Origin of the sequence: Psittacicella hinzii (assembly GCF_003585885.1) — a bacterium.
In the GTDB taxonomy this organism is placed as follows: domain Bacteria; phylum Pseudomonadota; class Gammaproteobacteria; order Enterobacterales; family Psittacicellaceae; genus Psittacicella.
In genome coordinates this window covers 1-12,482 of the sequence record NZ_NRHC01000019.1, presented here as the reverse complement: position 1 = coordinate 12,482, position 12,482 = coordinate 1, and the positions used below count along the sequence as shown (strand labels likewise).

General features: G+C 32.0%; 14 protein-coding genes. 5 read left to right on the top strand and 9 right to left on the bottom strand.

Features of this window, described 5'->3' with window-relative positions; genetic code table 11:
* Window positions 1-9: 9 nt before the first annotated feature.
* From hscB to CKF54_RS01855, 5 genes are all read right to left on the bottom strand, one after another.
* Window positions 10-528 (bottom strand): Fe-S protein assembly co-chaperone HscB, encoded by a 519-nt coding sequence (gene hscB, locus CKF54_RS01875; protein ID WP_119524589.1) that lies wholly within the window; start codon window positions 526-528, stop codon window positions 10-12.
* Entirely contained in the window at window positions 521-844 is a 324-nt protein-coding gene (gene iscA / locus CKF54_RS01870) for an iron-sulfur cluster assembly protein IscA (RefSeq protein WP_119524588.1), read from the bottom strand. The genes hscB and iscA overlap by 8 nt, the downstream gene beginning before the upstream one ends.
* Window positions 845-964: 120 nt before the next feature.
* Window positions 965-1,348 (bottom strand): Fe-S cluster assembly scaffold IscU, encoded by a 384-nt coding sequence (gene iscU, locus CKF54_RS01865; protein WP_119524587.1) that lies wholly within the window; start codon window positions 1,346-1,348, stop codon window positions 965-967.
* Window positions 1,349-1,369: 21 nt separating this feature from the next.
* Window positions 1,370-2,584 (bottom strand): IscS subfamily cysteine desulfurase, encoded by a 1,215-nt coding sequence (locus CKF54_RS01860; RefSeq protein WP_119524586.1) that lies wholly within the window; start codon window positions 2,582-2,584, stop codon window positions 1,370-1,372.
* 620 nt (window positions 2,585-3,204) lie between these two features.
* Window positions 3,205-3,771 carry an Rrf2 family transcriptional regulator gene (locus tag CKF54_RS01855; protein WP_119524585.1) on the bottom strand — a complete coding sequence of 189 codons (567 nt, stop codon included), beginning with the start codon at window positions 3,769-3,771 and terminating at the stop codon, window positions 3,205-3,207.
* Window positions 3,772-4,244: 473 nt separating this feature from the next.
* Between CKF54_RS01855 and CKF54_RS01850 the strand changes: the two genes are divergently transcribed.
* Window positions 4,245-4,991, top strand: a complete 747-nt coding sequence (locus tag CKF54_RS01850) for an RNA methyltransferase (protein ID WP_119524584.1) — start codon at window positions 4,245-4,247, stop codon at window positions 4,989-4,991.
* Window positions 4,992-5,114: 123 nt separating this feature from the next.
* Here the strand turns inward: CKF54_RS01850 and CKF54_RS01845 are convergent, their stop codons facing one another.
* Complete coding sequence (locus tag CKF54_RS01845; protein WP_119524583.1) at window positions 5,115-5,330, bottom strand: DNA gyrase inhibitor YacG; 216 nt, start codon at window positions 5,328-5,330, stop codon at window positions 5,115-5,117.
* Window positions 5,331-5,356: 26 nt separating this feature from the next.
* A complete protein-coding gene (gene coaE, locus CKF54_RS01840; RefSeq protein ID WP_119524582.1) occupies window positions 5,357-6,016 on the bottom strand; it encodes a dephospho-CoA kinase in 660 nt (219 codons plus the stop codon).
* Window positions 6,017-6,143: 127 nt separating this feature from the next.
* Here coaE and CKF54_RS01835 point away from each other — a divergent pair, with 127 nt between their 5' ends.
* On the top strand, window positions 6,144-7,007 hold the full coding sequence (locus CKF54_RS01835; protein ID WP_119524581.1) for an ABC transporter permease: 864 nt from the start codon (window positions 6,144-6,146) through the stop codon (window positions 7,005-7,007).
* 45 nt (window positions 7,008-7,052) lie between these two features.
* On the opposite strand, the gene recN is transcribed toward CKF54_RS01835, so the two are convergent.
* Both recN and CKF54_RS01825 read right to left on the bottom strand, forming a co-directional pair.
* On the bottom strand, window positions 7,053-8,759 hold the full coding sequence (recN, locus tag CKF54_RS01830; RefSeq protein ID WP_119524580.1) for a DNA repair protein RecN: 1,707 nt from the start codon (window positions 8,757-8,759) through the stop codon (window positions 7,053-7,055).
* A gap of 11 nt (window positions 8,760-8,770) precedes the next feature.
* Complete coding sequence (locus CKF54_RS01825) at window positions 8,771-9,670, bottom strand: NAD(+)/NADH kinase (RefSeq protein ID WP_119524579.1); 900 nt, start codon at window positions 9,668-9,670, stop codon at window positions 8,771-8,773.
* A gap of 89 nt (window positions 9,671-9,759) precedes the next feature.
* On the opposite strand from CKF54_RS01825, the gene CKF54_RS01820 reads away from it, so the two are divergent.
* The 3 genes from CKF54_RS01820 to brnQ form a co-directional block, all read left to right on the top strand.
* Window positions 9,760-10,764 carry a hypothetical protein gene (locus tag CKF54_RS01820; protein ID WP_119524578.1) on the top strand — a complete coding sequence of 335 codons (1,005 nt, stop codon included), beginning with the start codon at window positions 9,760-9,762 and terminating at the stop codon, window positions 10,762-10,764.
* A gap of 220 nt (window positions 10,765-10,984) precedes the next feature.
* Complete coding sequence (gene erpA, locus CKF54_RS01815) at window positions 10,985-11,326, top strand: iron-sulfur cluster insertion protein ErpA (RefSeq protein ID WP_119524577.1); 342 nt, start codon at window positions 10,985-10,987, stop codon at window positions 11,324-11,326.
* 225 nt (window positions 11,327-11,551) lie between these two features.
* The coding region (gene brnQ / locus CKF54_RS01810) for a branched-chain amino acid transport system II carrier protein (protein ID WP_119524576.1) at window positions 11,552-12,482 on the top strand (931 nt) is incomplete at its 3' end.

Here is a 12,482-nt window from a genome sequence, read left to right as displayed (position 1 = left end):
TTGCTATTTTTAAATTAAATACTTATCTTCAACATTTTCAATTTCGCTAGAGAGTTTAGCAAGAAATTGTAAACGATATACTAATTTTTGTGCCAATCCCAAATCTTCTTTTGCAAAAGCTTCAACTAAGTTAGCTTTATTTTCTGTAAGTAAAGCTTTAGCTTGAGATTTTAATGCGTTAAACTTCTCTTCCGAAAAATTGTGAGAAAGTTTTTCTACCGCTTCACGCATTTGTAATTGCACAAAAAGGAATTGGTTATCTTGCTTGGCAACGGTTTCATCAAAATGAACCTGATCTTTCTTTAGATCAATCAAAGCTTGTGCACGTTTAACATCATTTTTTAAGATGTTATAAGCATCATTAATTTGCGTTGATTTTGTCATAAAAGCAATTCTTTTAGATTCTTCTTCATTTACCACTTTATCAGGATGGTAAACTTTCATTAACTCTAAGTATTTTGCTTCTAAAGCTTTATTATCAATTGTAAAGTCTTCTTCTAATGAAAAAATTGCAAATGGATTAAACATTAAAACTTTCTCCACAACCACATTCACTTTTACTGTTTGGATTTGTATATTTAAAGCCTTCGTTTAAACCTTCACGCACATAATCAAGTTCAGTTCCATCAAGATAAACTAAACTTTTCTTATCTACTACAATAGTTACTCCTTTTACGTCAAAAGTAACATCATCAACGTTTAACTCATCAACAAACTCTAGAACATAACTCATACCAGAACAACCTGAAGTTTTCACTCCAACTCTTAGACCTATACCTTTGCCACGGTTATCTAGAAAAGCTCTAACTCTTTGAGCTGCTACATCAGTTAATGTAATTGCCATTTATTTGACCCTCTAAAGTTTTAGTTATTTTATATTGCTATTTTACCTTAAACTCTTAAATAGCAATATAAAATAACCCCAATCTCCAATTTTTAAAATGGAGATTGGGATAGTTATCAATTATTTGTTTTTGTTACGATAATCATTTACCGCTGCTTCAATTGCTTCTTCAGCTAATAAAGAGCAGTGAATTTTTACTGGTGGTAATTCTAATTCTTTAACGATAGCTTCGTTTTTAATTTCTAAAGCTTCATCTAAAGATTTACCTTTTACTAATTCAGTCATTAAAGAAGAAGAAGCAATTGCAGCACCACAACCATAAGTACGGAATTTTGCGTCTTCAATGATACCTTGATCATTTACTTTAATTTCTAATTTCATTACGTCACCACAAGCTGGTGCACCTACCATCCCCGTACCGATTTCTTTAGAATCGTCAGCGTCAAATGAACCTACATTACGTGGATTTTCATAGTGATCTAATAGTTTATTTGAATATGCCATGTTTTTATACCTTATTAAAATTTAGTGTGCAGTCCAAGTAATTGAATCTAATGAGATACCTTTTTTATAGAAATCCCATAGTGGAGATAAATCTCTTAATCTTTTCACTGCACTTTTTACTAAATCAATAGTGATATCAATTTCTTCTTCTGTTGTGAAACGACCTAAAGAAAAACGAATTGAAGAGTGAGCTAATTCGTCATTACGACCTAAAGCTCTTAAAACGTAAGATGGTTCTAATGAAGCAGAAGTACATGCAGAACCTGAAGATACAGCGATATCTTTTAAAGCCATCATTAATGACTCACCTTCGATATAGTTAAATGAAACATTTAAAATACCAGGTGCAGAATAATCGTATTTACCATTTAAGTAAATTTCTTCAATATCTTTTAGTCCATTCCATAAACGATCACGTAATGCACTAATTTTCTTCATTTCATCGTTTAGTTCTAGTTTTGCAATACGGTAAGCTTCACCTAAACCAACGATTTGGTGAGTTGGTAAAGTACCAGAACGTAAACCACGCTCGTGACCACCACCGTGGATTAAAGCTTCTAAACGAGCTCTTGGTCTACGACATACATATAAACCACCGATACCTTTAGGACCGTAAACTTTGTGACCAGAGAAAGACATTAAATCAACATTTAATTCTTTTACATCTACTGGAATTTTACCAACACCTTGAGTAGCGTCACAGTGGAAAACGATTTTTCTTTCACGACAAATCTTACCAATTTCAGCAACAGGTTGCAGTACACCAGTTTCGTTATTAACTAGCATAACTGAAACTAAAATTGTTTCAGGACGAATAGCATTAGTGAAATCTTCTAAACTAATAACTCCATTCTCATCTACATCTAGATAAGTAACTTCAAAGCCCTGACGCTCTAACTGTCTCATTGTATCTAAAACAGCTTTATGTTCAGTTTTTACTGTAATTAAATGATTACCTTTGCTTTTATAAAAAGCAGCTGTACCTTTAATTGCTAAGTTGTCAGATTCTGTCGCACCTGAAGTAAAAACAATTTCACGAGGGTCTGCGTTAATTAAATCTGCAATATCTTGACGAGCTTGGTCTACAGCTTTTTCGGCTTCCCAACCAAATTTATGAGATCTTGAAGCAGGGTTACCAAAATTACCATCAAGAGTTAAGCACTGCATCATTTTTTCAGCAACACGAGGATCCACTGGTGTTGTCGCTGAATAATCTAAATAAATAGAACGAGACATAAGTCTGTGTTTCTCCTAAAAGTTGTAATATCAATTATAGTATTTATCTATTGATATTTTTGTGTAAGCTAAAATTTTTTGAATATACCCAAATTTAGCTTGAGTTTAAAATCTATAAAAAAGTAAAAGGTTCTTATAATAACCACTTTATTTACTAAGTCATTATAGCATAATATAAAAGATCAAATTTTAGCTTTGCTTGATCTTTTTCTCGAAAAAATTAAAATTACCAATTCCTCTCTTATTATACCTTATTATTCAATACTTTACTAAAATAGAGATTTTATTATAAACCCACACAAATAATGCTTAAATTCGTTCCAAACCTTTAAAAAGATTGGCTAATAAAAAAGAAAAATATCAATAGTAAAAAGCTATTTATGCTTTTTTGATTCTCAAACTTTGAAGCATGCTTTAATAAAAAGTTAGAGCAAAAATCATTCCATTCACTAAGTATGTATGCCGATATTAGCCCCGAAAAAGCTACAGCTATGTAGCTACGTAACTATACTTAGTAAGCTATATATAAATTTATAAAAAAATAAAGTCCTTCATGCTTTACTTTAAGCATGAAGGACAAAAAGAAATTATTAGGTTATAAAGTTTTTACAAAACTTTATTTAATCATCATGTGGTAAGTTTACAATATGAATTCTTGAATGAGGCATATCTTTCGAGCGGTATTGTCTACCGGTTGCACCTACATTTTTACGTAGTTTTTGCTCTACTTGATAGTATTTTAAACGCTCAACCATTTCTTCATTAACAGCTTCGTCTGAAAGATGATCACGAATAATTGATCCAATAGTTGCTTGTTTCAAATATGCGGATATATTTTTAGTCAAGTCATTCCAGAGATTATGAGTAATACATCTTTCACCGCTTACACAATCACCATTACCAGAGCAACGCTTCAATTCTATTGTTTCATCCACTGCTGTGATGATATCCCAGACAGAGATGCTATCAATATCTTTTGAAAGAAAGTAACCGCCACCTGGACCACGCAAGCTATTTACTATCCCTCTTTTGCGTAATTTGGCAAACAATTGCTCAAGATACGAAATCGAAATTTGTTGTCTATCAGCAATCTCTTTTAAAACAATCGTGTTTTTGGATAAAAAACTGTATAATGCTAGATCAGCAACAGCCATTACCGCATAACGAGCTTTAGAAGTCAGCTTCATAAATTCAATACCTATCAAATATAGTTATTTATAGTAAGTTTTTATTCACTCGCTACTTAATTCTTGAGTGTTTAATAGCTAATTACTTAAGTAATAAGACAAGCCTATTTATCTATGATAAAGTAACTATAACTTTAATCCTAATTTGATATTAAGAAAGTCAATTTATTGCATCTTAAACTATTTAGTCTTATATAGTTAACTATTTAAGCTTCTATTATTTAAGAATCTTTAATGTTATAAAAAGTTAAATCTTAACTTAATACTTTATTTAAGATTAATTTATATTATGCCATATTCCCACACTAAAGTGTAAGCTTTTATAAAAATATTTTAAGAAATTTATATTCTTACAAATATCTTGTAGGTGATTTCAAATTTATCATATAGCACTAAAGAGAATAAAAATATAGTTCTTTTTATCCTCTTTAATGATTATATCAAAGTTTATCTATATTTTTTTGTTTTAACTCATGATTAACTTAGATCAATTTACCTTTATTTATATAAACACTACTCATCCAGGTAATTTAGGTTCTATAGCTAGGGCTACTAAAAATATGGGGATTAGCGACGTACGCTTAGTTGCTCCTCTAGCCAATGTTAATGATCCTCAGGCTGTTGCTAATGCTGCTGGAGCTAAAGACACTTTAGCAAGCATGCGTATTTTTTCAGACCTTGAGCAAGCGCTTGAAGATGTAAATGTTATCTTTGCTACCTCAGCTCGTCCACGTAATTTAAATCCTACGATCGTTACCCCAGAGGAGATAGTTACCAAAGCTATTGAATTTAATCAAAATTCTCCTCATAAGCTCAAAGTAGCAGTACTCTTTGGTACCGAACACAGTGGTTTAACTAATGAACAACTTAATTTAGCTAATTACCACATCATAATAAACGCTAATCCAGAGTATTCTTCTTTAAATCTAGCTATGGCTAGCTTACTTATTGCTTATAGTTTAAGAGTAAAAGTTTTAGAAACCAATAAAGATAATAAATTAGAGCAATCTCAAAACACTGCTCAAGAATTAGCAAGCCAAGCAGACTTTCACAATTACTTTACTCGCTTAGAAGAACATTACACGCAAAATGGTTTTATTAAGCATAGTAAAGTTATCCCTCGTTTACAACACATATATAAGAAAGCTCAATTAACTAAAAAAGAAATTGATCTTCTCCAAGGTATGTTGACCGCAGATATAAAACAGAAAAAGGAGTAGTGTATTAACTACTCCTTTTTCTGTTTCTTTCAAGGTTCAATTCTAAGGCTATCTTAACTAAGAGGCAAAAAGTATTCACTTCTCTTTTTTCTAGTGAAGTGTTAGCAATATTAACTAAATATGCTAGTCATCTAAATTGTACTTTTTGGCCATTACTTCTAATAGCTGCTCAACTTCAGCTTCATTCTCTGGTTGAGCTTCTAGAGAATACTCCCCTTCAGCCCAAGCACCTAAATCAATTAAGCGACATCTTTCACTACAAAATGGGCGATAAGGATTATCAAAACTATAGATTGTTTCTTTCTTACACTGTGGACAGTTTACTTTTATTTCTTCCATGATCTAATATAAACTTAAATATTTCTTTACTGTTGAGATATCTTATTAAGCAAATAGTTATTTAACTTAATTGCTAACTTCTCTAATTGCTGGGAGTCTACTTCAGCGCCGTTGTCAATTACATAAGTAGCTTTAGCTACTCTGTATTCGTCATCGGTTTGCGCTTTTATAATATTTCGCAATTTATCTTCAGTTAAAGTTGGATCACGTTGGAGAGCTCTAGCTATTCTAGTTTCTAGATCGCAAGTTACCACAACTACCTCATCACAAAGCTTGTCCCAACCTACCTCAAATAATAATGGAACATCCCAAAGTACATATTTTTTATTCTCTTTTTTAGCTTCTTCAAAGAGCTCTAAAGTTCTTAAATGAATATGTTTATGCGTAATCTTTTCAAGAAGTTCCTTATTTGCTTTCCCCTCTTTAGTGTTAGCAAAAACTAAATCTCTTAAGGCTTTACGATTTAAGATACGGATTTCACCTTGGTTATAAGGCATTAATATCCCTTCACCAAAAGCTTCTACTAATTCATCAAAGCATGGATGACCATCAGTTGCCACCTCACGGGAAACTTGATCTGCTTGAATGCAAAAACAATCTCCTAGCTTATAAACTAGGTTTGCAATTGTAGTTTTACCAGAAGCCATACCTCCAGTAATCCCAACAATAAAAATTTCTCTTTCCATAGGCGTTATATCAAGTAGTACTCTAACCTTCAAAATTATTTTACACTAAAGTTTTTATTTGCCCTGCAAAGACTGCTATAATAGTAACATTTACTTAAGAACAAGAAAAAACAAGTATAAAAGTGATATGAAATTAACGGTTAGAGTAACTGAGGCTGATCTAAAAGAGCTAGAGGAATTGAAAAAAGGTAATTACCTAGATATGATCAATTACCACTCTAGTAAACAGATCGCAGTTCAGTCAGTAAAAACAATAATTTACGAAGAAATCAGACGTAATCTTCGTGTTTGGATTCAAAATATCTTCTCTCCATTTGTTACCGCGTTTTTATATTTCCTAATTTTTGGTTATATTTTAGGTTCTAAAATTGGTGAACTAAATGGAGTACCTTATGTGAACTTCTTAGTTCCTGGATTCTTAGTTATGCCAGTAATGGGAGCTGCTTTTGGTAATGGTGTTTTTACTACCTTTATGCGTAAATACTTCAAAACCATGCAGTACATTCAATCAGCTCCTGTGAATGTACATTCTTTTATCATTGGCATTACTGTATCTGGGGTATTACGTGGTATCGTGATCGCCTTTCTAATTTGGGTAGCTAGTGTAATTTTTACAGGTAGCTTCTATATTTATGACCCTATTATGGCGGTAGTGATTTTAGTTTTAGTTTGTACTATTTTTAGTTTAGCCGGCATGATCAATGCGGTATATGCTAATACTTTTGAACAAATTAACTTTATCCCTACTTTTATCTTAACACCACTTACTTACCTATCTGGTATATTCTTTGATGTAAAGACTTTACCTAGCTTTTTCGCTAATCTAAGTCTATTTAATCCAATTGCTTACGTTGTTAGCTCTTTTAGATACACCTTCTTAGGTACTCCTGAAGCTAATCTACTAGGCAGTGTTGTTTTCTTTATGGCAATTATTATTGCTTTATACATTTATGTAGTAATCTTACTACGTAAGAAACTAAATCTAGTATAAAGATCTTAGGCACAGAGTTTTCACTCTGTGCCTTTTCTCAACTGCTTAATCTGCAATTAAATCATTGTTTAGTTGAGGATCATTTTGACTTTGATCAAGTAAAAACTCTGCATTCTTAATAGCTTCTGTTGAAAGATCTTCATGCCCAATTAAACTTGCTAAAGCATTAATACGTCCTTCACGATCAAGCAATCTCATTTGCGTATTTACTTGATTACCTTCATTCCATTTCTCTACTTGGAAATGGTTATTAGCGTAAGCAGCAACTTGCGCTAAATGGGTAACACTTAAAACTTGAATACGTTTGGCTAATTGACGAATAATTCTTCCAACTACTGTTGCTGTTTTTCCGGAGATCCCCACATCAACTTCGTCAAAAATTAACGTACCATTGTCTAAATGGCTGGCTGTCAATAATTGAATAGCTAAAGCAATACGTGATAACTCTCCACCTGAAGCTACTTTATGCAATTCTTGCGCTTGTTGCCCTAAATTTGAATTAAGCATAAACTTAACTTGATCAGAACCATTATCAGAAATATGATTTGGATCATAGATAACATCAATATAAAATTGAGCATCTTTTAAATTTAGATCCTTCATTATCTCTTCAACTTTGGTACTTAATTTAACAGCTCCCTCACGACGAACATCACTCAACTGTTTAGCTTTTTGTGCATACTCAAGACGAGCTTGCTCGACTTTCCCTTCTAATTCACTTTCATCCCCCATGCTTGATCTAAGTGAACTCAGTTGGTTAGCAATATTTTTATAGTAGTCAAAAAGTTGCTCTGGCAAAATGTTATTTTTCTTTGCCATATTGTTATATGCTTGCATTCTCTTTTCAACTCTATCCATATCTTCTTGAGCAAATTCTGCAATCATTAACCCTTGAGCTTCTGTTATTGACTCTTGAATATTGATTAAAGCCTCATCTAGCATTGAAGCTAAATTTTGATAATTTTGGTCGTAAGATAAAAGGCGGTGAGTACTATTTGCCGCTCGTGACAATAAGTTATTTACATTATGAGCTCCATCGGACAGAAGATCAATTATCTGTTGATTTAACTCACGAATATGCACTTGATTAGAAAGAATTTTATATTCCTTTTCTAATTCCTCATACTCTCCTTTTACTAAATTAAGTTCTTTTAATTCATTGAATTTATACTCAAGTAAAAGTTTTGTCGTTTGATAATTTTCTCTTTGATCAATAAAGTTTTTATACTCTTTAAGAAGTTGTTGATAGTTATCATAACTAGCTTTTACTTCTTGCAATAATTCTTTATTGTTAACAAAACGATCTAATAGGACTAATTGATAGCTTGTCTTTAACAACAGCTGAGGAGCATGTTGCCCATGTAAATGCACTAAATATTGTGTCAACTCTTTTAAAAAAGAAATTGATACAGGATGTTCATTTATATAAGCTTTTGAAGGACCATTTATATTGATTAAACGACGTATTATTACTTCAGTAGGTTGCTCTTCATCTAGTAATGATTTTTCTTCAAGCCAAGCGTAAGCAATTGATCGCTCATCAATTGAAAAGCTTGCACTAACCTGTGCTTGATTACAACCATTGCGGATCATACCTATATCTGAACGATATCCCATACAAAGACTTAAGGCATCTATAGCAATAGATTTACCTGCGCCAGTCTCACCGGTAATAACCGTCATTCCACTATTTAAATCTATATTTAATTGCTTAATAATAGCAAAGTTATTTATATTTAAACCTGTTAACATAATTATTTAATCTAAAATAAACGTTTAGACCAATTTAATTTCTTCGCCAAAATACTATAATAGTTATAGTCATTAAAATGTACCATTTTTACGCTAAAATCAGTTGATTTTATTGAAATATGGCTAGTCGCAGTTGAAGCGTGAGTTAAAGCTCCATCACAATAAATGTCAAACGTTTCTGCGGTTACATCTTTTTTAAATAAAATATCAATTTCAGAAGTAGCAGGAATAACCACTGGTCTTGAAGTTAAGGTATGAGCATTCATTGGAGTTAGAATTACTGCATGTAGGAGAGGGTGAACTATCGGTCCTCCAGTTGATAGATTGTAAGCCGTAGATCCCGTTGGAGTAGAAACAATTAAACCATCCCCTCGCATACCAAAAGCAAACTTTTTATCCACATATACTTCTACTTCTAGTATTCTATTATCACGACTACCAAGAAGAGCAATTTCATTAAAGATATTTACTTTCTCTTCAATTTTATGATCAACCTCATCAAAAAAAGATACTTCTAGGGTGTTTCTTTCTTCAATATAATAATTTTCAGGAGATAATAAACGCTCTAAACTAAGCGAAGTATCTTGTGGGTCTATATCAGTTAAAAAACCTAAATTACCCTTATTTACTCCAATTAGAGGAATATTATGCGGAGCAAAGCGCAGAGCCGCTCTAATCATGTTACCGTCCCCTCCGACACAGATAACTAAATCTGCTCTTTGGTTGATAACCTCATCCGCAACAAAAGCAACTTCTTCTATCTCGGGTAATTGTTTTTTTAAACCTTGTTCAATTAAAACAACTTTACCTTTTTCTTTCAAAAAATTATAAATTTGTTTATGCGTAATTAAGCTATTAGGGTTTCTTGGTTCTCCCACAATAGCAAATACATTAAAAATGTTCTCTTGCATCAATTTAAACTCGTAAATGAGAGTAATTACTTATCTTTTGCTCTTATAATTATACATATATTTATTCTTAAACTCTTGGATATAACCACATGCTTAAATTGAAATATTTGGTCTACTTATTAGTTTTTGCAGTGATTTGCTGGCAAACCTATGTACATTTAGACCTATCTACCGATAAACGTCATTACAACCCGCTAGATAAATTGACCAGCATGCGTAAATTTACCCTTGCTAAAACCTTAAGTGAGGAAAAGGCAATAATTAGTGAAGAAAAATATCCTAGATTACTTAATTACCATGAAAATAATCACTTAATTACTTTAGGTCATGTTGATTATTTAAAAAATATTTGGTTAGATCTACAACTTACCAAGGACAATAACATTATTATCGTCCCGCAAGTTGATCTTAAAAAATTAAGTAATATTACTCTGCTTTATCCAGAAGTTGAGCAACAAGATGGTGATATTAATTTAAGTTCATTAACTTGGAAACAGTTACAACAAGTAGAGTTTTATCAGGACGGTTATACTTGGTTAACTCTAGAACAATATATTCAAGCTTCTAAGGATTTAAATATTACCTTATGGCTAAATCTTACTAATGCTAGTAAATTTTACTTACAAGAAAATCGTGATTTTGCTTCTCTAGTTTACCAAACGGTAAAAAATGAACAGATAGCTCCAGAAAGAGTTAATTTTATCTCTAACTCTCTATTAATACTTTCGCATCTAAGTAGAGATTTTATACGTGTCGATAAACTAGCTTACAATTTAGCATTTTACATAACCCCAGGGTTAGATATCCCTAAGGAGCAACCTGATGTAAACTTAGGATACACTTCATTTGTTCCGGTTGCTAACAAAGTTATCCTTGATGAATCCTATGCTATTGCCGAAATTAATGGTGATTATAAACTCATTAATGATTGGTATACCCAGTTACTTTTTGCAAGTAAGAAACCTATATACCTCTACGCTGATTCTTTAAAAAATAGCCACCAATTATTTCTCAATTATAATTTAATTCTTTCTAGTAAATTTAAAGGTATAATAAGCCAGTTTAATGCACAAGATTTACATTTTGCACGTTAAAGAAATACTTACTTTTATTATGGGAATTTGTTGACTAATTAATTTAATAAAATTACGTTTTTTCAAATACTTAGCTCAGCATTTAAGAAAAGTAAAGTCTATAATTTATTTTTTATTACTAGGAAAGTTTTAAAATATATACTTATCTTACTTAGGGGTTTAACTAATTTATTGCTAAGCTAAAAATACTTAGTAACAAATTATAGAGATAGCTGTGAATATGGAAGTACAAGACATTATTACCTTATCTGACAAAGCAGCAAAACGAGTTTCTAATCTAATCGAAGCGGAAAATGTAAAATATAGACTTCGTATTTATATTACTGGTGGCGGTTGTAGTGGATTTACCTATGGTTTTACTTTTGATGAAAAAGAAAACGAGGGAGATTTAATTGTCCACAACAATACAGCTAACGTGGATTTAATCGTTGATCCTATTAGCCTACAATACTTAATTGGTTCAGTTATTGACTATGAAGAAGGACTAATGGGAAATCGCTTTGTTGTAAACAATCCATCAGCAACTAATGTTTGTGGCTGTGGATCTTCTTTCTCAATTTAATAGAATTTTAAAAAGCCACTACCTAACCAGTAGTGGCTTTTTTTATAAAAAAATTTACGAAGTTCTTGACAACTTATAATTTTTTGTTTAAATTATAAGGCATATTTACTATTTTATACTTTATCAGTTCAAACGGAGAATTTCCTTTTAATTTCCGCTTGAACCTATTGATTTGGCTTAAAAATAATAACAAAGTCGCTTTTGTTATTATCTTATGAGGTTTATATGAATCGTATTCTTTTTAGTGGTCTGATGCTAATGGCCTTCTACTTTGGTGCGGGGAACCTAATTTTTGCTCCTCTAGTAGGTTTAGAATCAGGTAGTAACGTATTTCCTGCTCTTTCAGGTTTCACGTTATCAGCTGTAGTTATTCCTTTCCTGACCTTAGTAGCAATCACTTACACAGGTGACTCTGGTCTTTCTTTCTATGGTCGTGTAGGTAAATACTTTGGTTATGCGCTAACAATTTTACTTGTTATCTCACTAGGACCTTTATTTGCTATCCCAAGGGTTGCAAACGTATCCTATGATCTTGGTATCCAACCTCTATTAACTGATTATTTATCACAAGTACTACCAATTAGTTCATCTTTTGGTCTAGTTTACATTACTTTATTCTTCTTAATCAGTTATACTCTAGCACTTTATGGTGATCACTTAGTTGATTCTATCGGTAAGTTCTTATCTCCAGCACTAATTATCTTCATCGTTGTTTTAGTAATTACTTTCTTAGCTAACACAACTGATGAAACTGTAAAAGTTCCTACAGAAGCATATCAGAGCGGAGCTTTTGCTAAAGGTGCTATTGATGGATATGGTACTTTAGATGCTCTTGCTTCAGTTATCTTTGGTGGTTTAATCCTTTCTACTCTAAGACCATCAGAAGATACACCAATCAAAGAAGTTCGTAAGAGCGTAGTTCAAGCTGGTTTCATTGCTTGTTTCTTATTAGGTGTTATCTACTTTGGTTTAGGTTATTTAGGTAACTATGCAAGTGGTGGTGATCTAAAAACTGGTGCAGAGATCTTAATCCATGCTTCTACTGTTGCATTTGGTAAAGCTGGTATTTATGTATTTGCTATCATTGTATTCCTAGCTTGTTTAACAACAGCTATCGGTTTATTAAAAACAATCGCTAACGGAGAATGTAAAAAAT

What these genes read in the sequence shown, in the direction of transcription:
- hscB (WP_119524589.1), bottom strand. Translation starts at nt 528, where the DNA reads ATGTTTAATCCATTTGCAATTTTTTCATTAGAAGAAGACTTTACAATT.
- iscA (WP_119524588.1), bottom strand. Translation starts at nt 844, where the DNA reads ATGGCAATTACATTAACTGATGTAGCAGCTCAAAGAGTTAGAGCTTTT.
- iscU (WP_119524587.1), bottom strand. Translation starts at nt 1,348, where the DNA reads ATGGCATATTCAAATAAACTATTAGATCACTATGAAAATCCACGTAAT.
- CKF54_RS01860 (WP_119524586.1), bottom strand. Translation starts at nt 2,584, where the DNA reads ATGTCTCGTTCTATTTATTTAGATTATTCAGCGACAACACCAGTGGAT.
- CKF54_RS01855 (WP_119524585.1), bottom strand. Translation starts at nt 3,771, where the DNA reads ATGAAGCTGACTTCTAAAGCTCGTTATGCGGTAATGGCTGTTGCTGAT.
- CKF54_RS01850 (WP_119524584.1), top strand. Translation starts at nt 4,245, where the DNA reads ATGATTAACTTAGATCAATTTACCTTTATTTATATAAACACTACTCAT.
- CKF54_RS01845 (WP_119524583.1), bottom strand. Translation starts at nt 5,330, where the DNA reads ATGGAAGAAATAAAAGTAAACTGTCCACAGTGTAAGAAAGAAACAATC.
- coaE (WP_119524582.1), bottom strand. Translation starts at nt 6,016, where the DNA reads ATGGAAAGAGAAATTTTTATTGTTGGGATTACTGGAGGTATGGCTTCT.
- CKF54_RS01835 (WP_119524581.1), top strand. Translation starts at nt 6,144, where the DNA reads ATGAAATTAACGGTTAGAGTAACTGAGGCTGATCTAAAAGAGCTAGAG.
- recN (WP_119524580.1), bottom strand. Translation starts at nt 8,759, where the DNA reads ATGTTAACAGGTTTAAATATAAATAACTTTGCTATTATTAAGCAATTA.
- CKF54_RS01825 (WP_119524579.1), bottom strand. Translation starts at nt 9,670, where the DNA reads ATGCAAGAGAACATTTTTAATGTATTTGCTATTGTGGGAGAACCAAGA.
- CKF54_RS01820 (WP_119524578.1), top strand. Translation starts at nt 9,760, where the DNA reads ATGCTTAAATTGAAATATTTGGTCTACTTATTAGTTTTTGCAGTGATT.
- erpA (WP_119524577.1), top strand. Translation starts at nt 10,985, where the DNA reads ATGGAAGTACAAGACATTATTACCTTATCTGACAAAGCAGCAAAACGA.